The 25,227-nt window shown below is 57.3% G+C and carries 26 protein-coding genes and 1 pseudogene; 8 read left to right on the top strand and 19 right to left on the bottom strand.

Annotated elements, in window-relative coordinates:
* Positions 1–7 precede the first annotated feature (7 nt).
* The 8 genes from HCR03_RS13245 to mreC form a co-directional block, all read right to left on the bottom strand.
* The gene (locus HCR03_RS13245; protein ID WP_187034637.1) at positions 8–922 is read right to left on the bottom strand and encodes a serine hydrolase domain-containing protein; all 915 of its coding nucleotides are present in this window, start codon (positions 920–922) and stop codon (positions 8–10) included.
* 19 nt (positions 923–941) lie between these two features.
* Positions 942–2,240 (bottom strand): histidine--tRNA ligase, encoded by a 1,299-nt coding sequence (hisS, locus tag HCR03_RS13240; RefSeq protein ID WP_187034635.1) that lies wholly within the window; start codon positions 2,238–2,240, stop codon positions 942–944.
* 338 nt (positions 2,241–2,578) lie between these two features.
* Positions 2,579–2,983 carry a methylglyoxal synthase gene (locus tag HCR03_RS13235; RefSeq protein WP_066646634.1) on the bottom strand — a complete coding sequence of 135 codons (405 nt, stop codon included), beginning with the start codon at positions 2,981–2,983 and terminating at the stop codon, positions 2,579–2,581.
* 33 nt (positions 2,984–3,016) lie between these two features.
* Entirely contained in the window at positions 3,017–3,763 is a 747-nt protein-coding gene (locus tag HCR03_RS13230; protein WP_066646637.1) for a nucleotide-binding protein, read from the bottom strand.
* Between the two features lie 97 nt (positions 3,764–3,860).
* Entirely contained in the window at positions 3,861–5,840 is a 1,980-nt protein-coding gene (locus tag HCR03_RS13225) for a penicillin-binding transpeptidase domain-containing protein (protein WP_187034633.1), read from the bottom strand.
* 7 nt (positions 5,841–5,847) lie between these two features.
* The gene (locus tag HCR03_RS13220; protein ID WP_187034630.1) at positions 5,848–6,003 is read right to left on the bottom strand and encodes a hypothetical protein; all 156 of its coding nucleotides are present in this window, start codon (positions 6,001–6,003) and stop codon (positions 5,848–5,850) included.
* Positions 6,004–6,005: 2 nt separating this feature from the next.
* Entirely contained in the window at positions 6,006–6,527 is a 522-nt protein-coding gene (gene mreD / locus HCR03_RS13215) for a rod shape-determining protein MreD (protein ID WP_187034629.1), read from the bottom strand.
* Between the two features lies 1 nt (position 6,528).
* Positions 6,529–7,428, bottom strand: a complete 900-nt coding sequence (gene mreC / locus HCR03_RS13210) for a rod shape-determining protein MreC (RefSeq protein ID WP_066646648.1) — start codon at positions 7,426–7,428, stop codon at positions 6,529–6,531.
* Between the two features lie 209 nt (positions 7,429–7,637).
* On the opposite strand from mreC, the gene HCR03_RS13205 reads away from it, so the two are divergent.
* From HCR03_RS13205 to HCR03_RS13190, 4 genes are read left to right on the top strand one after another with little or no spacing between them, the layout of a single operon-like run.
* The gene (locus HCR03_RS13205) at positions 7,638–8,012 is read left to right on the top strand and encodes a GntR family transcriptional regulator (RefSeq protein WP_066646652.1); all 375 of its coding nucleotides are present in this window, start codon (positions 7,638–7,640) and stop codon (positions 8,010–8,012) included.
* Positions 8,002–8,868 carry an ABC transporter ATP-binding protein gene (locus HCR03_RS13200; protein WP_187034627.1) on the top strand — a complete coding sequence of 289 codons (867 nt, stop codon included), beginning with the start codon at positions 8,002–8,004 and terminating at the stop codon, positions 8,866–8,868. The genes HCR03_RS13205 and HCR03_RS13200 overlap by 11 nt, the downstream gene beginning before the upstream one ends.
* On the top strand, positions 8,865–9,638 hold the full coding sequence (locus HCR03_RS13195) for a hypothetical protein (protein WP_187034625.1): 774 nt from the start codon (positions 8,865–8,867) through the stop codon (positions 9,636–9,638). Before HCR03_RS13200 ends, HCR03_RS13195 begins: the two co-directional genes overlap by 4 nt.
* 13 nt (positions 9,639–9,651) lie before the next feature.
* The gene (locus tag HCR03_RS13190) at positions 9,652–10,266 is read left to right on the top strand and encodes a methyltransferase family protein (protein WP_187034623.1); all 615 of its coding nucleotides are present in this window, start codon (positions 9,652–9,654) and stop codon (positions 10,264–10,266) included.
* A gap of 49 nt (positions 10,267–10,315) precedes the next feature.
* Here HCR03_RS13190 and HCR03_RS13185 read toward each other — a convergent pair whose 3' ends face one another.
* From HCR03_RS13185 to HCR03_RS13140, 10 genes are all read right to left on the bottom strand, one after another.
* Positions 10,316–10,867 (bottom strand): TIGR01440 family protein, encoded by a 552-nt coding sequence (locus HCR03_RS13185; RefSeq protein ID WP_187034621.1) that lies wholly within the window; start codon positions 10,865–10,867, stop codon positions 10,316–10,318.
* Between the two features lie 89 nt (positions 10,868–10,956).
* Entirely contained in the window at positions 10,957–11,427 is a 471-nt protein-coding gene (locus HCR03_RS13180; protein WP_187034619.1) for a late competence development ComFB family protein, read from the bottom strand.
* 6 nt (positions 11,428–11,433) lie between these two features.
* On the bottom strand, positions 11,434–12,195 hold the full coding sequence (locus tag HCR03_RS13175; protein WP_187034617.1) for a ParA family protein: 762 nt from the start codon (positions 12,193–12,195) through the stop codon (positions 11,434–11,436).
* Between the two features lie 1,142 nt (positions 12,196–13,337).
* On the bottom strand, positions 13,338–14,285 hold the full coding sequence (locus HCR03_RS13170) for an L-lactate dehydrogenase (protein ID WP_156991065.1): 948 nt from the start codon (positions 14,283–14,285) through the stop codon (positions 13,338–13,340).
* A gap of 29 nt (positions 14,286–14,314) precedes the next feature.
* A complete protein-coding gene (locus HCR03_RS13165; RefSeq protein ID WP_187034615.1) occupies positions 14,315–15,181 on the bottom strand; it encodes a DMT family transporter in 867 nt (288 codons plus the stop codon).
* A 48-nt stretch (positions 15,182–15,229) separates the two neighbouring features.
* Positions 15,230–16,282: an A/G-specific adenine glycosylase gene (mutY, locus tag HCR03_RS13160; protein ID WP_187034613.1), complete on the bottom strand. Its 1,053-nt coding sequence runs from the start codon at positions 16,280–16,282 to the stop codon at positions 15,230–15,232.
* A 38-nt stretch (positions 16,283–16,320) separates the two neighbouring features.
* Complete coding sequence (locus tag HCR03_RS13155; protein ID WP_066646691.1) at positions 16,321–16,530, bottom strand: helix-turn-helix transcriptional regulator; 210 nt, start codon at positions 16,528–16,530, stop codon at positions 16,321–16,323.
* Positions 16,527–16,931, bottom strand: a complete 405-nt coding sequence (locus HCR03_RS13150) for a hypothetical protein (RefSeq protein ID WP_066646693.1) — start codon at positions 16,929–16,931, stop codon at positions 16,527–16,529. Before HCR03_RS13150 ends, HCR03_RS13155 begins: the two co-directional genes overlap by 4 nt.
* A gap of 147 nt (positions 16,932–17,078) precedes the next feature.
* A complete protein-coding gene (gene trxA / locus HCR03_RS13145; protein WP_187034611.1) occupies positions 17,079–17,390 on the bottom strand; it encodes a thioredoxin in 312 nt (103 codons plus the stop codon).
* Positions 17,391–17,485: 95 nt separating this feature from the next.
* Positions 17,486–18,352, bottom strand: coding sequence for an NAD(P)/FAD-dependent oxidoreductase (locus tag HCR03_RS13140; protein WP_187034609.1), 867 nt, complete (start codon positions 18,350–18,352; stop codon positions 17,486–17,488).
* Between the two features lie 238 nt (positions 18,353–18,590).
* Here HCR03_RS13140 and HCR03_RS13135 point away from each other — a divergent pair, with 238 nt between their 5' ends.
* From HCR03_RS13135 to HCR03_RS13125, 3 genes are read left to right on the top strand one after another with little or no spacing between them, the layout of a single operon-like run.
* Positions 18,591–19,184 carry a cytochrome c biogenesis CcdA family protein gene (locus HCR03_RS13135; RefSeq protein WP_233452830.1) on the top strand — a complete coding sequence of 198 codons (594 nt, stop codon included), beginning with the start codon at positions 18,591–18,593 and terminating at the stop codon, positions 19,182–19,184.
* Between the two features lie 11 nt (positions 19,185–19,195).
* Complete coding sequence (locus tag HCR03_RS13130) at positions 19,196–19,798, top strand: TlpA family protein disulfide reductase (RefSeq protein ID WP_187034607.1); 603 nt, start codon at positions 19,196–19,198, stop codon at positions 19,796–19,798.
* A gap of 58 nt (positions 19,799–19,856) precedes the next feature.
* On the top strand, positions 19,857–22,313 hold the full coding sequence (locus HCR03_RS13125) for a DsrE/DsrF/DrsH-like family protein (protein WP_187034604.1): 2,457 nt from the start codon (positions 19,857–19,859) through the stop codon (positions 22,311–22,313).
* Positions 22,314–22,508: 195 nt separating this feature from the next.
* Here the strand turns inward: HCR03_RS13125 and HCR03_RS13120 are convergent, their stop codons facing one another.
* Entirely contained in the window at positions 22,509–24,029 is a 1,521-nt protein-coding gene (locus HCR03_RS13120; protein ID WP_187034602.1) for an IS1182 family transposase, read from the bottom strand.
* A gap of 269 nt (positions 24,030–24,298) precedes the next feature.
* Here HCR03_RS13120 and HCR03_RS13115 point away from each other — a divergent pair.
* Positions 24,299–25,186 (top strand): annotated as a pseudogene (locus HCR03_RS13115) (type I phosphomannose isomerase catalytic subunit); the annotation flags it as partial.
* Between the last annotated feature and the right edge of the window lie 41 nt (positions 25,187–25,227).

Genomic DNA, 25,227 nt, shown 5'->3' with positions numbered 1-25,227 from the left:
ACTCCTGTTACAGTCTTGGCACAATTTCCCGGAGAACTGCCCTGATTAGCGAGTAAGGGCGCTTTTCCTCGTGCGCCGTTATGGTCACCACGGCTTCCCGCTCCGGCAGAAGAATGCTGAACTGGCCATACTTGCCGTCCGCCCGGAAAGAACCCGGCGCCGTGCAGAGCCAGACCTGGTACCCGTACCCGGCGAGGCACTCCGGTTCCGAACACCCGTCCCATCCGCTTTTGATCGTGTCCCAGGACATCTTTTTCAGGTATTCTTCCGAAATCAGCCGCTTGTCCTCCCGGATTCCGTTGTGAAGCAGGAGCCGCCCAAGGCGGCTGAATTCGTCCAGGGTCAGGAAAAGCTGGGTGGCGCAGAGCGTATGCCCCCGCGGGTCGGTGTGCCACTGCGGATTTTCGATCCCCAGCGGGGTAAACAGGCGCGGTACCAGAAAGTCCCGCACGTTATTTCCGGTCACTTTTTCCACCGCGCGCCCCAGCATATAGCAGCACGCGTTGGAGTAAAAGAACGCCGTTCCCGGCTTTTTTTCCACCGGCACGCGGAAGAAAAGCTCCGCCCAGTCGCGCTCCGGCTTCTGTGCATCCAGCTCGCCGAACCAGAAATGCGGTTTGCCGGAGGCCATGTGCAGCAGGTCCCGCAGCGTGATGTCCTCGCTGCCGGGCGCGGCGATTTCCCGGTATTCCGGGAAAAAGTCCAGCACCCGGTCGGTCAGCGCGAATCTTCCGTCCTCCGCGCACATACCGACGGCAAGCGAGGTAAAGGTCTTGGCGGCCGAATACAGATTCACCGGATCGCTCGACCGCCAGAAGTGCGTGACGGACTCCCCGTTTTTCCGCTCCACGCGGATCCCGTAAACCGTAAGACCCCGCTCCGCCGCGGTCAGGCGGAACCCGTCCAGAATTGATTCCTTCATGCAATCATCTCCGATTCCGTTAAAAAGAGAGGTCCTCTTCGTCTTCCGCCCGCGTGCTGATGGCGGCAAACTGCCCTTCGATATCGTTGTTCAGGTTGACCTTTGTTTTTTCGCCTGTCTTCATGTTTTTGACAACGCCAAGGCCCTTTTCCAGCTCGTCGTCGCCAAGCACCAGAGTAAACTGCGCGCCGAGCTTGTCCGCGTATTTCATCTGGGCGTTCAGGCTGCGGCCGACCTCGTCGCAGGCCGCGGCGATGGAGCATTCGCGCAGGCCGCAGGCCATTTGGAATGCCCGCTTCTGCGCCGCCTCGCCGATGGAGGCGATATACAGCTCGCAGGGGTGCGGTTCCGGGAATTCAACCTGCTGCGCCTCCATGATCATCAGCAGGCGTTCGATGCCGAGGGCAAACCCGAGCGCCGGAGTCGGTTTGCCGCCCATTTCCTCCACAAGGCCGTCGTAGCGGCCGCCGCCGCAGACCGTGCTCTGCGCGCCGAGGTCGGCGGAAACAAACTCGAACACCGTGCGGGTGTAATAATCCAGCCCGCGGACAATGGACGGGTCGATTTCATACTCGATCTGAATGGAGTCGAGCGCCGACTTGACGCCCTCAAAGTGAGCCTTGCAGTCGCCGCACAGATAGTCGAGAATGCGCGGCGCGCCCTTTGCCGCTTCGGCGCAGCCTGGCTCCTTGCAGTCCAGAATCCGCATCGGGTTCCGGTCAAGGCGGGAGCGGCAGGTTTCGCAAAGCCGGTCCTTCCGTTCGGTGAAATACGTTTTCAGCGCTTTCGTGTATTCCGCGCGGCAGGTCGGGCAGCCGATGGAATTGATCTTCAGCTTCAGGTTTTTCACGCAGAGGCGGTCAAACAGGCCGTTTGCAAATGCGATCAGCCCGGCGTCCGCCAGCGGCAGCGAAGTGCCGAACAGTTCAACGCCGAACTGGTGAAACTCGCGCAGGCGGCCCGCCTGCGCTTTTTCATAGCGATAGCAGGGCGTAAGGTAATAAAACTTCTGCGGAGCGGGGCTGTTGTAAAGGCCGTGTTCCAGATAAGACCGCACGGCCCCGGCGGTTCCCTCCGGCTTCAGGGTGACGGAACGGCCCCCCTTGTCCTCGAACGTATACATCTCTTTCTGAACCACGTCGGTAGTTTCCCCGACGGAACGCTGAAACAGCCGCGTATCCTCAAATACCGGGGTACGGATCTCCGAAATACCGTTTACCGCGGCCTCGTCCCGCATGACCTCCTCGACCGCCTGCCAGCGTTCGCTGTTTCCGGGAAGAATGTCCTGTGTTCCTCTCTGTGCTTTAATCAGTTCCATAGTCGACTCCTTTTTCTATTTTTACCTTGCGCTTTCGAGAAAGCCGCAGCCCGTACCGTCTGAAAACCGGTTTCGCCCGCCGCCCGCGGCGCGCTTCAAAATATGTGCAAATAACAAAAAATCCCCGTCCCAATGGAAAGGGACGAGGGAGTTTCCTCTCGTGGTGCCACCCTTTTTCAGGGGCCGCAGGCGGCCCCCCTTTCGGCTGCCCCTCCCCGGGGCGGAAAACGGCTCCCGGATGTCTTCGCCGAAGCTCTCTGTCGCGGACCCGCTCTCAGTCGCGGCGGGTCCTCCCTGTGCGGGGGCTTCGGGTACTCTTTCCGTTCTCAGCCGCAGGATCAGTCCTTTGGGTTCAAAATGTTGCGCCAGTCCAGATCGCCGCGCTCCAGCCCGTGAATGAGCACCTCCGCCGTCGCGATGTTGGTTGCGACCGGGATGTTGTGCATATCGCACAGACGCAGCAGATTCATGTCGTTCGGCTCGTGGGGCTTCGGGTTCAGCGGATCGCGGAAAAACAGAAGAAGGTCCACCTCGTTGCAGGCGATTCTTGCGGCAATCTGCTGGTCGCCGCCCTGTGACCCGCCCAGAAAGCGTTGGATTTCAAGGCCGGTAGCCTCCGATACCAGTTTTCCCGTGGTACCCGTGGCGCAGAGCGAATGACGGCTCAGCACGCCGCAGTACGCAATGCAGAACTGAACCATCAGCTCCTTTTTCGCGTCGTGGGCAATTAAAGCAATATTCATACAATTTGATCCTCCAAAAATCAACAAATAGAGTCAGAATCGATTGACCGCGGGAAGCGGCACCTGTTCGCCCTCCAGCCTCGCCGCAAGCCGGCCGACCGCCAGCATCCCCGGCGAGGTTTCCGGCGCGGGGCCGGACTGAAACGTCGCCGCCGCCAAAGCCGGGTCCTCGGGAATCACCGCGATCAGCCTGACGCCGGCCGCGTCGATGACGGAATCGAGGTCGGGGTAGCACTTCTGCGCGCGGAACCGCGCGCCGGAAAAGCGGTTGACCACCAGCCTGTGCTGCCGCACCCCGGCCTCCTCCAGGCTTTGCCGGGTGCGGGCCGCGGCCCGCAGGCAGACCGGGTCCGGCGTGGCCACGACAAGCGCCCTTTTGGCCGCTGCCGCCGCGCTTAAAAAGCCCTGCCCGATTCCCGCCGGGCTGTCGATGAGAACATGGTCGTAATACCGTGACAGAACGCCGACCAGCTGCCGCATCACTTCCGGGCTGACAACGTCCTCTTCCGTCCCCGGGGCGGAAAGCAGAAAGAGATTCGGATCAATCGCGCTCGGGTAAACCGCCTTTGACGGCTCCACCGCGCCGGAGACCACGTCCGCGATGTCGAACACGCGGTGGTCCAGCACGCCGAGCATATGGTCAAGGCTCCCCAGCCCCGCGTCGCAGTCGATCAGCAGCACGCGCCTGCCGCGCGCCGCGAGCGCGGCGCCCAGAGACGCGGTAACCGTCGATTTGCCGACCCCGCCTTTTCCCGATGTAATTACTGTTACTGAATCCATAGCCGGTACCTCTATTGTTATCATATTACCACAACAAATTATAGGAGTAAAGCATTTTGCCTGTCTGTTTTTACAATATTTTCACCCGCGCCTCTCTTTATCCCTGGGAGGAGGTCCGGGACGACGGCGAACCGGAGGAGCTGTTCTTCTGCGCCGCATCGGAAGCGGACGGCATGACCAGATTTCCGTTTGCATCGACGGTTTTTCCGTAGAAATACGCGTCGAACGCGTCTTTTGCAACGGTCAGGCTGTATTTGCTCGTCGCACCGTGCTCCAGAACGACCGCAACCGCGATCTGTGGGTTGTCGTAGGGCGCGAACCCGATGAAGGTGACGTTGTCGGAATGGGGAGTCAGAACAGCCGTTCCGGTTTTCGCCGCGAGCGGAACGCCGTAGTTGCGGAACATGGAGGACGCGGTGCCCTCCGCCGCCACGCTGCGCATGGCCGCTTTGACGTAATCGATGTAGGACTGGTCGACGCCGATATTTTCCACCGTTTGCGGCTTTGTCTGGGAAATGACCTGACTTCTCGCATAATTGGTTATTTTATCCACAACATGAGATTTTAAACGCGTGCCGTTGTTGGCGATCGTTGCGGCATAGGTCGCGAGCTGCAGCGGGGTAAACTGGTTGTCGCTCTGGCCCACCGCCGCCTCGACGGTGTCCGCGTCCCACCACGAACCGCCGGAGGCGCTCTTTTCGGCCGGTCCGGCGAGGACGCCGGCGCTTTCGCTCAGCTCGATCCCCGTTTTCACGCCGAGGCCGAAGCGCGGGGCGTAAAGATTCAGCGCGCTGATGCCGGTGCGGTAACCGACCTCATAAAAAAATGAGTTGCTGGATTTTTCGATCGCGTAATTGGCGGTGATCATCCCGTAGTTGCCGATGCTGCCAAGCGGCAGCCCCACATCCGAAAAGCGGGTATACACGCTGTTGCCCAGGATCCGGGTAGAGGTCGTGATCGACTTTTCCTGCAGCGCGGTCAGCGCCACATAGGGCTTGACAACGGAGCCCGGCGTGAAGATGCCGTTGAACGCCCGGTTGATCAGCGGTAAGTTTTTATCCTTTAGAAGCTGGCTGTAATAATTCGTGTCCGTCAGATATTCGTTCTCGTCATAGGTCGGGAACGTGGACGCAGCCAGAACCGCGAAGTCGCTGACACGGAGAATCACCGCGCCGCCGGCCACGCAGTCTTCGCCGTGCCCGCTGGACGACCCCTTGTAGTTTTCTGCGCAGAGCTTTTTCCCGTATTCGCGCGTCGCCTTGATATTCTGGGCCAGCGACGCGTTCAAAACCTTCTGCAGGCGGCTGTCGATGGTAAGGTACACGGTTTCGCCCGGCTGCGGCGAGCTGGTCACCGTTTCGGAGGCGACGTTCCCCTGCCCGGTCATTTCAACGACCTTTTCGCCGGATTTGCCGCGCAGAGCGCTTTCAAACGCCTGCTCGATGCCGCTTTTTCCGATGCGGTCGTTGTACTCGTAGTCCTTGTCCTGAAGCGTTTTCCACTCCTCGGCGGAAATGGAGCCGATGGTTCCGAGGATCTGAGGCATCAGGGTCCCGTCCGGATATTCCCGCTTTGTGGTCAGCTTCGCCTGAACACCCGGCAGGCGCATGGAGTTTTCGCTGATGACCTGCACCGTTTCCTTGCTCACGTCCTGTGCGAAGACATAGGGCGTTGAAACGGAAAATCCCGATTTCGTCATATTGTACCGCACGGACACAATATCCCGCGTATCCTTCGCCGAGTACCCGCCGCAGTCGTACTGGTCGATCAGATGCTGCATGCACTGCGCCGCCGTCGCGTAGGATTCCACATGCAGGAAATCCTTGGATTTCAGCGTTGCGATGTCCTTGTCCCTGCCGGAAATAAACTCATATTCCCCTTTGGAATTCACGGCGATCGGCAGCTCGTCCGCCCATTTTTCCCCTTTGGACCCCAGCAGCCGGATCAAAGTCAGAATGGTCGGGTTCTCCGTTTCTTTCGTCAGGTACGCCTTGTCGAATACTATGGCGTAGCCGGTACGGTTCACCGCCAGGCCGTTCCCGGCGGAATCCAGGATTTCTCCCCTGGTTGTGTCCATATCCACTCTATAAGAGCTGGATTTGTCCGCTTTTTCCAGAAAGGTCGCGCCGTTGACGATCTGCCAGTTGAACAGCCGCAGCGCGTAAGCGAGAAGGACGGCAAAAATCAGCAGTCCTGCAAAAATCCGGCGCCCCCGGCCCGTGGTTTTCTTTTTCTTCCACCGTCATTCCTCCTTTGAACGGATCTGCAGGGCAAGCGCGCGGTTAAAATAGTATGCAAGAGGCATAACCGCCAGCGTGTAGCAGAAAAGCGGCAGGTAATGGGTCAAAAGGGCATACACGGCGTGTTCATATCCGCTCAGTACGAAAAAGAACAGCCACTGCAGCAGAAACGTCACGGCCGTGACCGCGGCGGAAAGCAAAAGCGCGGAAACAAAATTTGTCCGGAACAGATTGGCCGCCACCAGCGAAATCAGGTAACACCCCGCCGCCAGCAACAGAGCGTGAAACCCCAGCGCGCTGCCGTACCCCAGATCGATCAGCAGGCCGCCCGCAATGCCGAACCCCATGGCGGCGGTTTCGCCTTCGAACATCGCGATGGAGAGCACCGCCGGAAGCACCAGCACCGGCCTCGCCGTATAGACCGCCGGAATCAGCCCGGGGGTTTCCTGCAGCACAAACAGGGCCAGCAGCTCAATGGCATAAGCGAAATAGCGGATCGCTTTCAGCCTGGTTATCGCGCTCATTTTATTTTCCTCCCTGGGAAGAGGCGGATGAAGAAGAGGCCGGCTTCGTGTTGTCGTCCAAAGCCTGACCCTGCCCCTGAAAGGACGTGATGACCATTACGTCGCGCACGGTTTTCACGTCGACAAACGGGGTAACCTCCGCGTAAAGGGATACGTCGTAAGGGTCGTTCTTCACGCTCTTCACCGTTCCGACCGCGAGGTCCCTCGGGTAAATTCCGCCGAGGCCGTTTGTCACGACAATGTCCCCCGCCTTCACGGTCGTGCCGGCGGAGAGCATCCCGAGTTTCACAATTCCCTGGTCCGAGAGCTTGACGTCGGTGCCGGCCACGCCGCTTTCGCGGTTGACCTTGTCCGTCGCGCTGATTTTTGTGTCCGGCGAAAGGATGGTGGTCACCCTGCTGTAATTCGCGCTGACGGAGGAGACCCATCCCGCCACGCCGCTTTCCGTAATGACGGGGTCGTATACGGCGATTCCGGCCAGAGTGCCCTGGTCGATGGTAAACTGGTAAAACAGGTTTGCCGGGTCGCGCGCGATCACCGCGGCGGATACCGGTTTAAAATCCTTGTTGTCGTTTTTCAGTTCCAAAAATTTGCGCAGCTGCGCGTTTTCCTGCTGATAGGTATAATAATTGATTAACTTGCGGTTCAGCTCGTCCACCTGCTGCTTCAGCCGAGCGTTTTCCGCCTCAAGCTCATCTTTCGACTGCGTGACGGACTGCGCCGCCACCGTTGCGTTATTTGTAATCAGTGTGCTCACGCGTTCCATCGGCGTGGAAAGAAAGCCGAAAGCGTCCGCCGCGAACGATCCGCCCGAACCCGCCGTGACCAGCATGACCCCGAACAGGACAAACACGGTGACAATCAGAATTTTAAAACCGTTGGAATGGAACACATCCTTCATCCGGCGAGGCCCCCTTTTCCTGTCTCTGTGATTTTTCGGCGGCAGGGCGCGCCGCCCCGTCCGCTGATTTTTTATTATAGCATGCTTTCGGCCCGGAAACAAGGTTCCCGGGCGGCGCCGGAAAATATCGGAAAGAAACTCTTGACAATGGAAAAGTACTGCATTATAGTTAGTTACATAAGTAATTAACTAGTTAAGAGGTGAGAAGGATGCCTCCCGGTTTTACAAATGAAAAACCGATCTTCCAGCAGGTCGCGGAAGAACTGGAGGACGCGGTTCTGAGCGGGGCCTTTCGGGAGGAGGAACAGATTCCCTCCACGACGGAAATATCCGTCAGCTATAAAATCAACCCCGCCACGGCATTAAAAGGAATCAATCTGCTGGTGGAAGAATCCATTGTCTATAAACGAAGGGGAATCGGCATGTTTGTAGCCCCCGGCGCAAAGCAAAAGATTCTGGAAAAGCGCAAGCAATCCTTTTACCGCGCCTTTGTGCTTCCGATGGTTCGGGAAGCCGAAAAGCTGGGTCTTGGGCCGGAGGAAACCGCCGAACTGACGAAAAGAGGATTTAACGATGGGAATTGAACTGAAGGGCGTGACGAAGCGTTTCAAGGGCGCGGCGGCGCTGGACCGCGTCGGCCTTACGCTGGAGGACCGCCATATTTACGGACTGCTGGGGCGAAACGGCGCGGGGAAAAGCACCCTGCTGAATCTCATTGCGGGCCGGCTCCTTCCGACGCAGGGGGAAATCCTGGTCGACGGGGAACCGGTTTTGGAAAACGACCGCGCGCTCGGCAAAATCTACTGTATGAGCGAGGCGAACTACTTTCCCGAAGGTCTGCGCGTCCGGGAAATCTTTCGCTTTACTTCTGAATTCTATCCCCGTTTTGACCTGCCTTATGCACTCAACCTCAGTGAAAAATTCGAGTTGGACCTGAACGCGAAGAACAATAAGCTTTCCACCGGATACGGAACCATTCTGAAAATCATCACCGCGCTGGCGAGCGGCGCGCCGATCCTGCTGCTGGACGAACCGGTTCTGGGGCTGGACGCCGGAAACCGCGAGCTGTTTTACCGCGAGCTGATCCAGAATTTTTCGGAAAATCCCCGGCTGATCGTTTTTTCCACCCACCTGATTGAAGAGGCGGCCAAACTGATTGACCGCGCGGTCATGCTCCGGAGGGGAAAGCTGATCCTCAATGAGGATGTGGAAACGCTTTTGGAAGATTCGTACCTGATAAAGGGCCCGGCTCAGGCCGCCGACCGGTACGCCGAGGGGCGCACGGTCATCAGCTCTGAGCTGCTCGGCGGCCTGAAAACCGTTTACCTGCGCGGCAGGCCGGACCCCGGCGCGCTCGGAGGAGACCTGATTTCGGAAAAAATCGACCTTCAAAAGCTGTTTATCGAGCTGACGGGCCGCCGGAAGGAGAACCAGAAATGAATCTGAAACCGATCATCCGCATGCAGTGCCGGACCGGCATCCGCGTTTTCCGCATCATGTATCTGGTGGTATACTGCATTGTGGCGCTCAACGTTTTTTACGAACTGTTCAGCGAAGACAGACAGCAGCTGACCACCTCCGGTCTGGAAACCGCGACGGTCATCACGATTTTTATCCTCGGGCTGAATTCGTTCCGTGAATTTTTTCTCTTCTACTCGGCAAACGGCGTTTCCCGCCGCCGCATGTTCGCCGGGATCGTTTCGTCGCTGGGAATCGCCGCCGCGTGCACGGCGCTGATCGACACGTTCAACATGTTTGTTTTCTCGCTGTTCATGAATTACCGGTCGGTTTACAGCCAAAGTCTGATGCCGACGGGCGTCAACCTTAAATTCAACCGGGTGTGGCCGGCCCTTGGGAACCCGGCCGTGAGAAGCCCCGCCTTTCTGCTGAAAAACCTTCTGTGGTGTTTCTGTCTCTATTTTGTCGCCGCACTGCTCGGCCTGCTGATTACGACCTTCTACTATCGGTTAACCCGCACCCAGAAGTTTGTGTTCTCCTTCGGGGTTCCCATCGTTTTGCTGATCGGTCTCCCCATATTTGACCAAACCTTCACCGGCGGCCGCATTTCCGCCGCCCTCGCCGAAGCCTTTCGCTGGTGGATGAACTGCGCGATGAACCCGGCCGCCGATTTTGCGACCCACATGATTCTCGCCGCGTTTCTTGCCGCCCTGACCTTCCTGCTGGTCCGCCGTGTGGAAGTCAAGCGATAAGGGGGAATGAATCATGGGCGACCCGTCTAAATTTATCAGTGCCGCCGAATATTTCTGGTTCAATTCGGCTTTCGGCCTGCTGTGCTGTTCGGAAGCGCTGATCTGGCTGTTCACCTCCAGCCGCTGGGCACGGCACGACGAGCGTCCCGAACGCCGGGATGCCACCCTATGGCTGATTATTTTCGCGTGGTGGGGCGGCATTGTCGTCAGTTTCGGCCTGCGAAGCAAAGGGGTTTCCCCCACTGTGCAAAGCCTGCTTCTGCCCCACGCGTTCTATTTTGTCGGCATGGCTTTCCTGGTCGGCGGAATCCTTTTGCGGTGCGTTTCCGTGTGGACTTTGAAACGCGCGTTCACGCTGAACGTCCAGACCACCGACGACCAGCATTTAATCACGAAAGGCCCTTACCGACTGATTCGGAACCCCGCTTATACGGGCAGCATCCTCAGCCTGCTCGGCATCGCGCTCTGCCTGCGCAGCGTGTTCGCGCCGGTTCCGGTGCTCATCCTCTGCGCCGTCTGCTACGGCCTGCGTATCCGCAAGGAGGAAAGGGCGCTGTCCGACCAGTTCGGCGAAGAATTCGAAGCCTACAAACAGCACACCTGGCGGCTGTTCCCGGGGATAATATAAAAAACCGCCCCGGCACATTTTTCTTGTGCCGGGGCGCTGTTTTTCTCCGTTATCCAAGCTCCGGGTCGTAATGCGCCCGCTCGCCGCCGATATATTTCGGCCTTGTTCTGGCGCAGACCAGGTTTGCCTCGCCGATCTTTTTGACGCTCAGCCGCACCGGAACCGCCACCGGGCGCAGGTGCATGCCGATCAGCGTGTCGCCGATGTCCATTCCGGCGTGAGCCTGTACACGTTCCACCGCGACCGGATGCTCGAACGCGCGGTAGGCCGCCGTCGCGAACGAACCGCCCGCCTTCGGCTGCGGCACCGCGTTCACGATTGGCAAACCGTACTGCTCCGCCGCCGCTTCCTCCAGAATGATCGCCCGGTTCAGGTGCTCGCAGCACTGGGCCGCGAGGAAAATTCCCTTTTCCTTTAAAACGGGATAGATCGCGCCGAACACCGCGTTCGCCGTTTCCTCGCTGGAGCCGGAGCCGATCCGCTTCCCGCAGATTTCGCTGGAAGAACAGCCGATCACCAAAATCCGCCCCGGCTTCACCGTCACCTGATCCAAAAATTCCGTCACGGCCGCGCGGGCCTGTTTTTCTATTTCGTTCAGCATTGCAAAACCCCCATTCGCAATTTTAACTAGCACTATTATGATACCCCCGGCCGCGGCAAATGCAGGCGGGGGCGAAAATTCCGATTTTGTCAGTGTCTTGGCTTCGCGCGCACCCTGATGACGGCCTGAATCATCGCGGTGACAACCTGCGCGTTGGTCTGCGCGTCAAGGTCCGGCGTGATCTGCCCGTCGGAAACGACCCTGTATTTCGGCGGCAGCTTGTTCAGCGCCAGCGCGACGATGTCTTTCTTGCAGCGGTCGCAGCGGCAGCACTGAAACCGAGCCAGAACCGAATCCAGCTTCTCCAGAACGACTTCCTCCATGACGTTGACGACCTCCGTGCGGCGGCTGTCAAGCGACGGAACGCTGACCTTATGCGGCTCCGGCTCCCGGTGTGCGGCGGGCTCCCGTTGGGGCGGCGCGCTGAAATCGGACTGCGGCGCCGCCGCTGCTTCGTTGACCGCACCGGCTTCCTCCGCGGGATTCTGCTGTTTCGACTGGGACGGCATCAGCTTTTTGTACATCAGTTCCTTGTCGATCTCTTTTTTCGACCTCGGCATGCGCCGTCACACCCCCTTTGCCAGCAGTTCGTCGATAAATTTCCCATAATCCTGCGCGATATGGCTGCGGGGGTCGTAATCGAACACGTTCTGCTGAAGCGACTGCGCCTCGCTGGCCGAAACGCTGCTGCGAATCGTGTTTTCAAACATGCTGATTTTCAGGTCGTTCGCAATCAGCTCCGCGGTGCCGCGCACCTCGCGGCTCAGGCGGGTGCGGGGATTAAACCGGGTCAGCAGGATTCCCGCGATGGAAAGGTGCGGGTTGCAGTATTTTTTGACGCGTTCCACGGTTTCGTAAAGCTGCGCGATGCCCTGAAGACTGAAGATATCCGAAATCATCGGCACAACGATATGATCGGACGCCGTGAACGCGTTGATGGTCAGTATGCCCAGATTCGGGGGCGTGTCCAGCAGGATGTAGTCGTAAAAGGTCTGAATCGGCTGGATTGCCTCCTTGAGCAGGAACTCGCGGCCCGTGTTGGTAAATTCCAGCTCGATTCCGCTTAACAGAATGCTGGAGATGATGATGTCCATGCTGTCGGTTTTCTGAATCGCGTACTGAGTTTTGACCTCGCCCTTTAGTACGTTGTAAATCGACGCGCTGGTCTCGGCGTCAGCCCCGACGCTGAACCCCAGATTCCCCTGCGGGTCAAGGTCGATTGCCAAAACACGGTAGCCCCTTTTTTTTAATCCAGCGGCCAGGGCGCAGGTCGTCGTCGTTTTGCCGACCCCGCCCTTTTGGTTGGAAATTGAAATCACCTTGGCCATTTCGATTCCCCTTTCCCGTGATTCGACACGATTCGCATAATATCTTTATTATATCGTCTCACCATGTGTTTTACAAGCGGTCCAAAGGAAAAAGGGGCTGTTGCAAAACAGCTTTGATAAAAAATAATGCACAAAAAATGCGCCTTGATCGGGCTTTGTCAGCCGTTTCAGGACGCATTTTCTTGCTTTGAGGGCTATTCCGTTGTGCAATTTGCTATCGCAAATTCATTTTGCAACAGCCCCTTAGCAGGAAATTCCTTACGAAAAAAGACCCGCAAAAGCGGTTTTCGCGGATCAGGCACGGGAAAATCACGCAGGAAGCTTTTTACGAGCGGTCGGAGCAGACAAGAAAGAGGCGGGAGCAGTGCGCCAGCAGGAAGACGGCGCTGGAGGAATTTAAGAAATTGATGGAGAATCCAACATTTGCAATAAACTGTAGCCGCCGGGTTTACGGCGGCTGTTTTACGGTCTTTTCGGTCCCCGATTGCGCTAAGGATCACGGCCGCGATGAAGACCCCGAGAAATTATCGCCATCGTGCGCAGGTAATTTCCTAAAATTTATTACGGCTATTAAATATTTTAATTAGCTTAATTCCAATAACAATAAGTACAAGATAAGCACATATTCTTAGGACAAACGCGATTACTGAAATCGCAGGCAACCAAAAAAGATTTTCCATATTTTGTCCCTTTCATGTTTTTAAAAAAGAGGCTTGCTAGCCACTTATGCAGCTAGTAAGCTTAAAATTATTGCATTTTCTCTTGTAATTTTCTTTATTGGTATCATATCATTTGTTTTTCTGCTTTTCAATGATAAATATTGTTTTTGGAACAAATTAAAGTCCCATAGCAGGTTAGACCTTGGAGGTTGGTCGGTTGACCAAAGAAAAAACGGGATTCTTCCTCAATAAGCGGCACGCCCGCCGGAATCAAAGAGTACCGGCCTGCTCGCCCTCCGGCACAATTTCTTAAGGGAAAACACATTTTATATAGAAACAAATCCCCCTTGCATCTCTGAATAAACAGATTGCAAGGGGGATCGTTTCGCTAATAAGATTTCCCGGCTTGAGACAGTCCAAATTTTTCCGGTACTTCCTTATGACGTTTCAGCTTTTGGCGGGGTCCGGTACCGGAAAATCGCGTTACAGTCCCATCGCGATTTTAAAGTTCTTGCGCATTGTTTCGCACGAATCGCCGAATTTTTCCAGCTCCTCCTGCGTCATGCCGATTTCAACGATCCGCTCCGCGCCGTCCGCGCCGAGCACCGCCGGAACGCTCGCGTAAACGTTTCTCTGCCCGTACTGCCCTTCCAGCAGGCAGGAAACGGGAAGGATCTTCTTCTCATCGTGAAAAATGGTCTTGACGATTTCCGTCAGCGCCGTGCCGATGCCGAACTCCGTCGATTTCTTGCCGTGAAGAACGATCCAGCCGCCCTTTCTCGCCGCGGCCGCGATTTCGTCCAGATCCAGTTTTCCATAGCTCTCCGGATGTTTTTTCATCAGCTCCGTCAGGGGAACCCCGGCGACCGACGCGTTCGACCACGCCACCATCTGCGATTCGCCGTGCTCACCCATCACATAGGCGTGAATGGATTTCTGGTCGATTCCGGTCCGCTCGGAAAGAACCCGCCTCAGGCGCGCGGAATCCAGCGTGGTGCTGGTGGAAATCACATGCCTCGCGGGCAGGCCGGTGCGTTCCTGCAGATAATGCGCGATCACGTCCGCCGGATTCGAAATGCTGACAAGGATTCCCGAAAATCCGGATTCCTTCATCGGGCCGACGATGGTTTTCATTTCTTTAATCGTTGCGCCCAGCGTGTCCATTCTGGTCTGGTGCTCGTCAGGCAGCGGGCCGGCGGCCATTACGGCGATGTCCGCGTCCGCCAAATCATTGTAATCGCCGGCGCGTACGTTCACGTGGTGCGGAAGATAAACGGTCGCGTCCGCAAGGTCCATTGCCTGAGAAACGGCCTTGTCCCTGTCCGTGTCAAGATACACAAGCTCGTCGCAGACGCCCTGTGTGATCAGGCTGAATCCGCAGTGGGATCCCACATGCCCCGCGCCGATCACAGCGATTTTCCTCGTTTTCATGTCCGCAGACCTCCTATTGAATCACATATTTATATTCCGGAGTGCGCCGCGACGTACCGATCGCGCCACACGCACCAGCCGGTAATCGAGATAAGAACCAGCGCGCCGCCGAACAGCGCGTATCTGCCCGGGGCCTCCCCGTAAAACAGATAGACCCAAATAGGGTTCAGGAGCGGTTCCAGCGTGCCGATGAGCGAACACGCGAGGGGCGGGCAGTTTTTCAGCGCCAACCCGTACAGAACGTAGGGAACCCCCAGCTGGAAAATTCCCAGAATCAGGATGGCGGTAAGTGACTGCGCCGAAAAAACGGGCGGATCAAAAAAGATCACGGGCGCGCCGATCACCGCCGTCGCAAGGTGCGCGAACAGAATGCCGCTCATGCGGGTGTCGGTGTCCGCCCTGGCGGAAACAATAAAATTCAGCGCCATCAGCACGCCGGAAAACAGCGCGATGCAGCTGCCGAGCAGGCCGCCTGCAGTCAGCCGGTCGAGAAAAAACAGCGCGATGCCGAACATCGTTCCCGCGACCGCGAGCACATCGGCCGGGTGAAACCGCTGTTTGAAAATCAGCGCAGAAAACACGACGATGAACGCGGGGGCCGAATACTCCAGCACAATCGCGTTCGCCGCCGTCGTGAGCTTGTTTGCCGCCACAAAGGAAAACATCAGCCCGCAAAGAGTCAGACAGCTGAGAATGGAATAGCGGTTGACGCGGATTTTGTTTCCGGCGTGCCTGATGTACAAAAACATGACTCCCGCCGCCAGCAGGCTGCGGAAGCCGGAAATGATAAAAGGATTCCACGGAAGCAGCTTGATCAGCGCCCCCGCGATGCTCCACAGCAGCGCGCTCCCGATCATCAGCATTACGGACTGCTTCCGGGCCTTTGACAACACCATCCGGCGATTCTCCCTTTTTTAACAGCGAACCTATTATTCCGGTACATTCTAGCACAGTTCGCACCGGGACTGCAATATTTTTAAAAACTTTTTATAAGCCGACGGCACGGCGCAGCGGGAACCGAGATCTTCCCGATCCGCCCAGAAAAAATTTTTAGTCATGAATTCCGATTTTACAAGGTAGCCGCTCATTTGCCACTCCACATGGGTGAAAACATGTTTCGCACCCGGCAGCGGCTCCATCCCCTGTGCCGAAACACCCCACCCGCTCAGAATAAGCCGGGCCTCCTCCTCCGAAAGGGTCCCCGGCGCGCAGGGGAATTCCCACATCCCGGCAAGAAGACCGGTTTCCGGGCGTTTTTGCAGCGCCGCCTTTCCGCCGCAAAGAATCAGGAACACCGTTTTCTCCTCCCTGCGGCGCGCGGGCTTCGGCGAAGCCGTAGGCAGAGCCTCCGCCCGCCCCGTTTTCAGCCCCTCGCATAAGGAGGAGAGCGGACAGCGTTCGCACAGCGGCGCGCCGTTCGGAAGGCAGACCGTCGCCCCAAGCTCCATCAGCGCCTGTGTAAAATCCCCGCTGCGCCCGGCGGGGTAGATTCCGCGCAGGTTTTCCGCCGCGAGGCGCTTCGCCGCCGGGTCGCGGATATCCCGTTCGTCGGCGGTCAGCCGCGCGAGCACCCGCAGCACATTGCCGTCCACGGCCGGCTCCGGTCTTCCGAACGCGATGGAAGAAATCGCCCCGGCGGTGTACTCCCCGATGCCCGGCAGTTTTCTCAATTCCCCCGGGTCGCCGGGAAGGATTCCGCCGTACTGCTCCACAACAATTCTCGCAGCCTTTTGAAGATTCCTGACCCGGCTGTAATACCCCAGCCCCTCCCAGAGTTTTAGCAGGCGGTCCTCCGGGGCGCTGGACAGCGCCTCAACCTCCGGCAGTTCCCGAAGGAACCGCTCGAAATAGGGCTTAACCGCCTCCACCCGCGTCTGCTGAAGCATAATCTCCGAAATCCACACGCGGTAAGGGGTTGGTTCCTCCCGCCAGGGTAAGCTGCGGCGGTTCTCTTCGTACCACCGCAGCAGCGGCCTTACAATATCTGCTAAATTCATGCGGTTTCCTTTCCCCCAATAAGCCTTAAAACTCGGATTCAATCTTTTTCCGCCTCAAAACGGAACAACTCTTCCACCGTTGTATGGAAAACATCCGCAAGGTCCATCGCCAGCCGCAGGGAAGGATTGTATCTCCCGTTTTCCAGGTTGACAATGGTTTCGCGCCTCACGCCGACAAGCGCCGCAAGCCCGCTCTGCGTCATGCCCGTTTCCCGCCGAAACCGGGGCAGCTCCGTTTTCAGCCTCATACCGCGCTCCCCCGCCAGTCATATAGCACAAAAAACAGCGCGTACAATACGTCGATTCCCGCAAGAACAAAATCCATCACCGCCGCGGTCAGCGCGATCGTTCCCCCCGTAAAGATGCAGTACAGCGCCACTCCCGCAAGAAGAACGGCAAGCACCGCCCAGGAAGCCGAGGCCGCCGAAACCGCGGTGGACCGCGCCATCTCGTCGTACGGCTGTCCTTTTTTCAGGTACCAAAAGAGCAGAAGCCCCCAAAGCAGCAGGAATACCGCATCGGATGCAAGCACAAAGGCTTTGGATGGAATGCTCCATGCTTTGTAAAGGCCGGAGACAAACATCACCGCTCCCGGCAGAGAAAACAAAAAGAAAACAGATACCCTTAAACTTAGTTTTTTCTGATTCATAGGATCCCTCCGGTGTGAACTATTTCTAACATATGTTAGAATGATATCACTTTACCCGGCGAAGTCAAGCAAGAAAAAACGGGGACCGCCGAAAAAGATCAGCGTTCGCCCCCGATTATTCCATTCAACAGGTCGGCCCATCCGGTTTCAGGTGCCGATCATTTTCATGATGTCCTTTTTGCTTTTCACCCCGACCTTGCGGGCGGCTTCTTTGCTATTTCTGAGCAGAACCAGGGTCGGAATGCTCATGATGCCGAACCTGTCGGCAAGCTCCGGCTCGCTGTCGATATCGACCTTTCCGACCCGGACCTTTTCCGCGGCCTCCCGCGCAATCTCGTCGACGATGGGGGCGGCCATGCGGCAGGGTCCGCACCAGGGCGCCCAAAAATCGATGAGGAGCGGCTTATCGGAATTTAAAAGCTGGTGGATATTCTTACTGGTAATGGTTACTGGCGACATTTGGAGTCTCTCCCTTTCCTATTTTAAATTTGCTTTTGCTGTATTCTATGAAGAAGAGAAGAAATGTTCCGTAACATTGTCACGCAGGCAAAAAATCAGCTTTTTTTCCGCGCCCGGAACTCTTTGATGACGTCCGTCCCCGCCAGCGCGCCGTCGCACACCGCTTTTGATATCTGAAGCAGCCCGCCGGTGCAGTCCCCCGCCGCGTACAGACCCGGCACATTCGTGCGCATCTTTTCGTCGACTACAACCGAAACGCCCTTCACCTCCGCGCCGATTTTTCGCGCAAGGTCGGCGCTGCCCGCCACGCCGACCGCGACGAACAGACCCGCCGTTTCCAGCTCGGAGCCGTCCTCGAACCGGACTCCCCCGAGCGTCCCGCCGCCGGTCAGCGCCGCCACCTTTTGGGAATTTACCGTCATTCCCGCGGGAAACACGGCCTGCGGCTCCCGCCCGTCGGTCAGAATCGTGACGGAAGAGGCCAGCGGCAGCAGCTCGGCGGCTTCGTGCAGGGCGTAATCGCCCGCGCCCAGAACTACAACCGGCTTTTTCCGATAGAAGAAACCGTCGCAAACGGCACAGTAGCTGACTCCCTTCCCCTCAAACTCCGCTAGGCCCGGAATTTTCGGCGCTTTGCGCGACGCGCCCGTCGCCATGACGGCAAACGGCGCGCGATAGGAATTTTCTTTTGTCGCGACCTCAAATTCCCCGTCGAAAGAGAGCCCGACCGCCTCTTCCCGAACAATGCAGACGCCGAGGCGTCCGGCCTGCGCGATTCCGTTTTCGAGCAGCTGCCGACCGGAGACCGGTTCGGCGAATCCGTAATAATTTTCGATTTTATCCGTTTTTTCCAGCGCTCCCGCCCCGGAGGCGAGAATCAGCGTGGAAAGTCCGGCGCGGGCGGTGTACAGCGCGGCGGAAATTCCCGCTGGGCCGCTCCCCAGTATAATAACGTCCGGCATGAGAGATCCTCCGTTCTTTTTCGTGATTTTCATCCTAACCTGCTTTGCCTGCTTCTTCCGTGACAACGTCACAAAGTTATTTTTTTAACTTATGTGATTTTGTCACGGAAAAAGCGATACAATACCTTTATTATATACTTGTATTTAAAAAATAGAAAGATGGGAGGGAAAGAAGACGGAATACCTGATCACCTTTCTGGAGGGCGTCGTCACCTTTGTCTCCCCCTGTCTTCTTCCGATGCTGCCCGCCTACGCTTCTTTTTTTGCCGGGCAGGAAATTTCCGGCGGCAATCGCGGCGCGGTGAAAAACGCGCTCGGGTTCACGGCGGGATTCACCGTCGTTTTTCTGGTCCTCGGCGCGTTCGCGGGAACGCTCGGCGCGGCGGTGCGCCAGCACTCCCGGCTGGCCGGCCTTTTCGCGGGCGCCGTCATGGTTCTGTTCGGGCTGCATTTCGCGGGGGTGCTGCACATCGGGTTCCTGGAGAAGAGCCGCGTTTCCGGCTACCGCCCGAACCGGCTGGGCTTTTTCCGCTGCGCGCTGTTCGGCGCCGCGTTTTCCGTCGGCTGGACTCCGTGCGTCGGCGCGTTTCTCGGCTCCGCCCTGATGCTCGCGGCGGCGGGCGGAGAAAGCTGGAAGGGGATTCTGCTGCTTCTCGCGTATTCCGCGGGGCTGGGAATTCCGTTCGTTGCGTCCGCTTTGCTGATCGACCGGCTGAAACGCTCGTTCGACCGCATCAAGCGGCATTACCGGGCCGTCACGGCGGCATCCGGAATTCTTTTAGTGATCGTGGGAGTTCTAACGGCGGCCGGACTTCTGGTTCCGCTGTCCTAAGGAGGGCGAAAATGAACCGGGCATGGAAAACAGCGCTTCTTACCGCCGCGTTCGCGGCGGTCCTCGGCGGAGCTTACTTTGCCTACACGGGCCTTTCCGCGCGCTACCGGCCTGAAAGCGATTTACCGGTCTCATCGGCGCCGACCTCTTCGCAGAGTGCCGCGGGTTCCTCGCAGGCGGTGTCCTCGGCGGTCGAAGCGCCGGATTTCACGGTTTACGACGCGGACTCAAATGCCGTGCATCTGTCGGATTTCAAGGGAAAGCCGGTCGTTCTCAACTTCTGGGCAAGCTGGTGCTACTACTGCAAGCAGGAAATGCCGGAGTTCAATCAGGTCTACGGCGAAGAGAAGGATCGGGTCCAGTTCTTATTTGTCAACTGGACCGACGGAAGGCAGGAAACGCAGGAAAAGGGCGAAGCGTTTTTAAAGCAGAACGGCTATGACTTTCCGGCTTATTATGATCTGAATCAGGAAGCGGTATCCGCATACGGGCTGACGGGCATTCCGGCAACCTTTTTCATTCGAGCGGACGGGACGGTAGCCGCCGGCTCGCCGGGTGCCATGGACGGCGACGCGCTGAAAAAGGGAATCGAGCTGATCCTGTCCGGCTCATAATTTCTTTTGTCCTGATTTATTTGACAATTCACAAACTATTATGAAAGGCGGTTTTACTATGAAGGTTTTAATCGTAGGCGGAGTCGCGGGGGGTGCCAGCGCGGCGTGCAGACTGCGCAGGCTCAGCGAGGACGCGCAGATCGTTCTGTTTGAAAAGGGAAAATACATCTCCTACGCAAACTGCGGCCTGCCGTATTACATCGGCGGAACGATCAAGGATAAAGACAGGCTTCTGGTTACAAAGCCGGAAACGCTCCGAAGCCGTTTCAACATCGACGTGCGGGTGGAAAACGAAGTCGTGTCGATCAACCGGGACAAAAAGACCGTCACGGTCGTAAACCACGCGGACGGCTCCCGGTATGAGGAAAGCTATGACAAACTGATTCTATCCCCCGGCGGAAACCCGAAGCGGCCGATGCTGCCCGGGATCGACCTGCCCGGAATCTTTACCCTGCGCACCGTTCCGGACACATTCCGCATTGACGAGTATATCAAAGAGCACGGCTCCAAAAGCGCCGTGGTGGTCGGCGCGGGCTTCATCGGCGTGGAAATGGCGGAAAACCTGAAGGAACGCGGGCTCGACGTCACCATCGTCGAATTCCTGCCGCAGGCGGTGTCGAACCTCGACCCGGAAATGGCCGCGATCCTGCACCGGCATCTGCGGGAAAACGGGATCCGGCTGATGTTCGGAACGGGCGTAAAGGGCTTTGAACAGAAGGAGCGGCTCTGCGTCAGGCTATCCGACGAGAACGAGCTTCCGGCGGACCTTGTCATTCTGAGCATCGGCGTCGCGCCGGACAGCTCTCTGGTAAAAGACGCCGGCCTTCCGCTCGGCATCAGGGACAGTATCCGGGTGGACGACACGTTCCAAACCGGAGACCCGGACATCTACGCGGTCGGCGACGCAATCGACGTGAAGCAGTTCATCACCGGCGAAGAGACCCTGCTGGCGCTGGCCGGCCCGGCAAACCGGCAGGGCCGCGCGGCGGGCGAAAACGTGCTGGGGAAACGGATTCAAAAGGACGAGGGCGTCATCGGCAGCGCAATTCTGAAGGTGTTCGGCCTGACCGCCGCTTCAACCGGCCTGAACGAAAAACAGCTGAAAGAAAAGAAGCTGCCGTACCTCAAGACCTATGTGCATCCCAGCGACCACGCCACCTATTACCCGAACTCGACCCAGCTGAGCATGAAGCTGCTGTTCGCGCCGGACGGCAAAATTTACGGCGCCCAGGCAGTCGGCGCGGCCGGTTCCGACAAGCGCATCGACGTGATCGCGACCGCGATCCGCCTCGGCGGCACGGTTTACGACCTGGAAAAGCTGGAGCTATGCTACGCGCCGCCCTATTCCTCCGCGAAAGACCCGGTGAACATGCTGGGCTTTACCGCCGCCAACATGCTGCGCGGGGACGTCAAGCCTTTCTACGCGGAGGACACGGACGGCCTTGACCGCTCCAAGGTTACGCTCCTCGACGTTCGCACCCCGGAGGAAACCGCGACCGGCATGCTGGACGGCGCCGTCAATATTCCGGTCGACGAACTGAGGAACCGCCTTTCCGAGCTGCCGAAAGACAAACCGGTCTACGCCTACTGCGCGGTGGGCCTGCGCGGCTATGTCGCGTCCCGTATCCTTACGCAGCACGGGTTCGACGTTTACAACCTGAGCGGCGGAATGAAGACCTGGCGCGACGTTCACGACAAGCCGTCCGCCCCCTCGCCCACCGACTGCGTGGGCATAAAAAAAAACTGTGAGCCGGTAAAACCCGCGCCGCCCTCCGCCCCCGAAAAGACGATTGAGGTGGACGCCTGCGGCCTGCAGTGCCCCGGCCCGATCATGAAAACGGCGCAGGCCGTGAAAGCGGCATCGGAGGGCGAGACCCTGTGCATCCGCGCGACGGACCCCGGCTTTGTCTCAGACATCGGCGTCTGGTGCGAACGGACCGGAAACCGCCTGCTCGGCTCCGAGCGGAAAGGCACCGTCTATGAGGTCCGCGTGCAGAAGGGCGCTCCGGTGCCCGCCGCTCCGGCTTCCGCGCCCGCCGCGGGCGGAAACGACAAAAGCATCATCGTGTTCAGCGGAGACCTCGACCGCGCCATCGCTTCCCTGATCATCGCGAACGGCGCCGCTTCCATGGGTCGGAAGGTAACAATGTTCTTCACATTCTGGGGCCTGAACGTTCTGCGCAGAAACAACCGCGTCGGCGTCCAAAAGAACCTGATTGAAAAAATGTTCGGCGCCATGATGCCGCGCGGCACGCAAAAGCTCAGCCTTTCCCGCATGAACATGCTCGGCATCGGTCCGAAAATGATCCGCGGCGTGATGAAGCGCAAGCACGTTTCTTCGCTGGAGGAGCTGCTCCAGTCCGCGATGGACTCCGGCGTGCGGATCGTCGCGTGCCAGATGTCCATGGATATTATGGGAATCCGCAAAGAGGAACTGATCGACGGAGTCGAGGTCGCCGGAGTCGCGACCTTCCTGGGCGCGGCGGAACAGTCCGACACGAACCTGTTCATTTAAACGCTTCCCGCATGTTTAAAAGGGGGTGTTGCAAAATGAAAATTTTGCAACACCCCCGTTCATGTTGAAAAGTGATCTAAATACGAAGCTTTTGTTGAAAACTTTGCGAGACAAATCGTCGAAATAGGAATAGCAATGCTAAGCTCCGCCGTAAAGCGAAGCTGAAAAATCAATCATTTTCTGTTTTTCTGGAATCTACTCTTTTTGAAGGCAAAACAAATGTGTTTTTAACCTTCCTGTGTTGCATTTCGCACAGAGCTTGTTCAAGTTGTAGCCCATGCACAAAAGGTAAAGCTCCGTTGAAATGTTTGCCCGGCCCCGGGTAAGAAAGCGCTTGAATTTGCGGTTGCTTTTCAGAACGCCGAAGGCCCCTTCCACCTGGATAGAGCGGTTCATCCGAAGCGTAATTCCACGTTCGGTTTTAATGTTTTTCCGGGAATCGTCACTCAGGCGAACCAAATCCGTTTTCACTCTCAGTTCTTTCGGCGTGCCGCTTTTTGCCTTGCAGCAAGCTTCACGGCACGGGCAGCCGACGCAGCTATCGCACCGGTAATACGCCGTCGTTGGGAAATATCCCTGCCGATTCCGCTGCGTACTTTCGTGATGGAAAAGAAGCTTTCTGCCGGCCGCGCAGACATAGCAGTCTTGCTGTTTGTCATATTGCATATTCTCCCGGCGGCCGATCTGCTGCCTGAACTTTTTGTTTTTTTGTGCTTCGTAGTTGATGGGTTTGATGAAGCTGGTCTGCCCGTTTCCCTCCAGATACAGGTAGTTGTCCAGACTTTCATAGCCCGCGTCCGCCACAATATCCCGGTAGCGTTCCCCATGCTGCTGTTCGAGTCTGCGCAAAAAGGGTCGCAGCGTCCCGCTGTCCGTCCGGTTCGAAAAAGCCGCGGCGCCTGTGATGTACTCGCTGTTCACGGCAATCTGCACATTGTAGCCCGGTTTGAGCTGCCCGTTGCGCATATGGTCTTCCTTCATATGCATAAAGGTGGCATCCGGATCTGTTTTGGCATAACTGTTACGACTGTTTCCCATTAAAAACAGCTTCTTCTCATAGCCCTCCCACTTTTCCAGCAATGTAAAAATCTTCTCATACGCCCGCTGCCGGGGCGGCTTGCGGCGACCGGCTCCATGTACAAAATGAATTCCGTTTTTCTCACAGGCCGCCTTTTCCGATTTTACCAATTCACGGAACTTTTTCAGGGTCACATTGCCGGAAATTCCACGGCTTTCAAATTCCTCACGCACGGCATCCTTCACTTTGGCCAAATATTTCTCCGTCGTCTTGCGCCAGACAAACGTGTAGCGGTTCGCCCGGCTCTCCAGCTTGGTGCCGTCGATGAATACCTCGTCGTGCTCCGTCTCGCCCATCTGTTCCAGGCGCCGGACAAATTGGTAAAACAAATCTTCCACCGCTTCTTTGGTGCGTCCGGTGCGAAACCTCGCAAACGTGCTGTAGTCCGGCACCGGTTCTCCATTGAGCAGCCACATGAAGTCCACGCGTTTCCGGCAGGCCTCCTCCAGCTTTCGCGTCGAGTAGATGCCGCACATGTAACCGTACACCAATACCTCAAAGATGATCCGGGGTTCAGCCGCCGATTTCCTTCCCTGTGAAGAATAGGCGCGATACAGTTCCCTGTAATCCAGTTCCTCAAGCTGCGCGCTGGCAAGCCGTACCGGATCATCCTGCGGTATTGTTATTTCCATATCCATTGGGAGCGTCAACTGTTGATTTTTTCGCTCAAATCTGTTATGCTCTAAGAGCTTTTTATTTTCTTTCACAACTAAATTTTAAAGCAAAAAGCCGGAGCTGCCAATACCTTTTCGTATGGTTGCTCCGACTTTTTTTCGTGCCGTTTTGCAACACCCCCTTTTCGTTTTTTTCGTTCTGTAATTGTAATTGCGCGTCAATCCGGGTATAATCGTTTTTGGGATTATTTTCATTCGCTGACAAAATCCATGTTTCTTAAGGAGTGTTTCAGATGGAACAGCTGTATCCGATCCGGCTGAACGCCGTTTGTAAGGATTATATCTGGGGAGGCACCCGGCTGAGAACCGAATACCATCAGCAGAGCAGCGCGGCGAAAGTCGCGGAAAGCTGGGTCCTTTCCTGCCACCCGGACGGGCCCGCGGTCATCGCGAACGGCGAGTGCCGGGATCTGACTCTGAACGAATATTTTAAAATGGCCGGAAGGCGGGTTCTCGGATCCGACTGCGAAAAATTCCCCGATTTTCCGGTGCTGATCAAACTGATCGACGCAAAGGACGCGCTTTCCATTCAGGTTCACCCCGACAACGAGTACGCGCGCGCACACGGCGGCGGATTCGGCAAAACCGAGATGTGGTACATCGTCGACTGCGAGGAGGGGGCGTACCTCTATTACGGCTTCGACCACGAAATCTCCAAAGAGGAATTCCGCGAACGGATTGAGAACAACACGCTGACCGAAGTCCTCAACAAGGTCACGGTGCACCCCGGGGACGTACTGATGATCGAATCCGGAACGCTGCACGCCATCGGCGCGGGGATTCTGATTGCGGAAATCCAGCAGAATTCCAATCTGACCTACCGCATTTACGATTACGGCCGCCCGGGCGCGGACGGAAAGCCGCGGGAGCTGCATATCCCGCAGGCGCTCGACGTCACCCGCCGGAGCCGCCCCGCGCGTCCCGTCGGCCCGCAGGGGGACGAAATCCGGGAACCGGGCTGCGTGAAAACCCTGCTCGGCTCGTGCGAATATTTCACCGTCAACCGCATGAAAATCACGGAACACGCGCTTTGCGCGAGTGAAAAGAGCTTTCAGTCCATTTTATGCCTGAGCGGCGACGCGCTGATTCTGGACCGCGGCCGTACGCTTCTGACCTTTGCGAAAGGGGACAGCATTTTCCTTCCCGCGGGGTTCGGCCGGTA

This window comes from Caproicibacter fermentans, assembly GCF_014303955.1.
Classification (GTDB): Bacteria; Bacillota; Clostridia; order Oscillospirales; family Acutalibacteraceae; genus Caproicibacter; species Caproicibacter fermentans.
This window is presented reverse-complemented; position numbering and strand designations above follow the sequence as displayed.

What these genes read in the sequence shown, in the direction of transcription:
- HCR03_RS13245 (WP_187034637.1), bottom strand. Translation starts at nt 922, where the DNA reads ATGAAGGAATCAATTCTGGACGGGTTCCGCCTGACCGCGGCGGAGCGG.
- hisS (WP_187034635.1), bottom strand. Translation starts at nt 2,240, where the DNA reads ATGGAACTGATTAAAGCACAGAGAGGAACACAGGACATTCTTCCCGGA.
- HCR03_RS13235 (WP_066646634.1), bottom strand. Translation starts at nt 2,983, where the DNA reads ATGAATATTGCTTTAATTGCCCACGACGCGAAAAAGGAGCTGATGGTT.
- HCR03_RS13230 (WP_066646637.1), bottom strand. Translation starts at nt 3,763, where the DNA reads ATGGATTCAGTAACAGTAATTACATCGGGAAAAGGCGGGGTCGGCAAA.
- HCR03_RS13225 (WP_187034633.1), bottom strand. Translation starts at nt 5,840, where the DNA reads ATGGACACAACCAGGGGAGAAATCCTGGATTCCGCCGGGAACGGCCTG.
- mreD (WP_187034629.1), bottom strand. Translation starts at nt 6,527, where the DNA reads ATGAGCGCGATAACCAGGCTGAAAGCGATCCGCTATTTCGCTTATGCC.
- mreC (WP_066646648.1), bottom strand. Translation starts at nt 7,428, where the DNA reads ATGAAGGATGTGTTCCATTCCAACGGTTTTAAAATTCTGATTGTCACC.
- HCR03_RS13205 (WP_066646652.1), top strand. Translation starts at nt 7,638, where the DNA reads ATGCCTCCCGGTTTTACAAATGAAAAACCGATCTTCCAGCAGGTCGCG.
- HCR03_RS13200 (WP_187034627.1), top strand. Translation starts at nt 8,002, where the DNA reads ATGGGAATTGAACTGAAGGGCGTGACGAAGCGTTTCAAGGGCGCGGCG.
- HCR03_RS13195 (WP_187034625.1), top strand. Translation starts at nt 8,865, where the DNA reads ATGAATCTGAAACCGATCATCCGCATGCAGTGCCGGACCGGCATCCGC.
- HCR03_RS13190 (WP_187034623.1), top strand. Translation starts at nt 9,652, where the DNA reads ATGGGCGACCCGTCTAAATTTATCAGTGCCGCCGAATATTTCTGGTTC.
- HCR03_RS13185 (WP_187034621.1), bottom strand. Translation starts at nt 10,867, where the DNA reads ATGCTGAACGAAATAGAAAAACAGGCCCGCGCGGCCGTGACGGAATTT.
- HCR03_RS13180 (WP_187034619.1), bottom strand. Translation starts at nt 11,427, where the DNA reads ATGCCGAGGTCGAAAAAAGAGATCGACAAGGAACTGATGTACAAAAAG.
- HCR03_RS13175 (WP_187034617.1), bottom strand. Translation starts at nt 12,195, where the DNA reads ATGGCCAAGGTGATTTCAATTTCCAACCAAAAGGGCGGGGTCGGCAAA.
- HCR03_RS13170 (WP_156991065.1), bottom strand. Translation starts at nt 14,285, where the DNA reads ATGAAAACGAGGAAAATCGCTGTGATCGGCGCGGGGCATGTGGGATCC.
- HCR03_RS13165 (WP_187034615.1), bottom strand. Translation starts at nt 15,181, where the DNA reads ATGGTGTTGTCAAAGGCCCGGAAGCAGTCCGTAATGCTGATGATCGGG.
- mutY (WP_187034613.1), bottom strand. Translation starts at nt 16,282, where the DNA reads ATGAATTTAGCAGATATTGTAAGGCCGCTGCTGCGGTGGTACGAAGAG.
- HCR03_RS13155 (WP_066646691.1), bottom strand. Translation starts at nt 16,530, where the DNA reads ATGAGGCTGAAAACGGAGCTGCCCCGGTTTCGGCGGGAAACGGGCATG.
- HCR03_RS13150 (WP_066646693.1), bottom strand. Translation starts at nt 16,931, where the DNA reads ATGAATCAGAAAAAACTAAGTTTAAGGGTATCTGTTTTCTTTTTGTTT.
- trxA (WP_187034611.1), bottom strand. Translation starts at nt 17,390, where the DNA reads ATGTCGCCAGTAACCATTACCAGTAAGAATATCCACCAGCTTTTAAAT.
- HCR03_RS13140 (WP_187034609.1), bottom strand. Translation starts at nt 18,352, where the DNA reads ATGCCGGACGTTATTATACTGGGGAGCGGCCCAGCGGGAATTTCCGCC.
- HCR03_RS13135 (WP_233452830.1), top strand. Translation starts at nt 18,591, where the DNA reads ATGCTGCCCGCCTACGCTTCTTTTTTTGCCGGGCAGGAAATTTCCGGC.
- HCR03_RS13130 (WP_187034607.1), top strand. Translation starts at nt 19,196, where the DNA reads ATGAACCGGGCATGGAAAACAGCGCTTCTTACCGCCGCGTTCGCGGCG.
- HCR03_RS13125 (WP_187034604.1), top strand. Translation starts at nt 19,857, where the DNA reads ATGAAGGTTTTAATCGTAGGCGGAGTCGCGGGGGGTGCCAGCGCGGCG.
- HCR03_RS13120 (WP_187034602.1), bottom strand. Translation starts at nt 24,029, where the DNA reads ATGGATATGGAAATAACAATACCGCAGGATGATCCGGTACGGCTTGCC.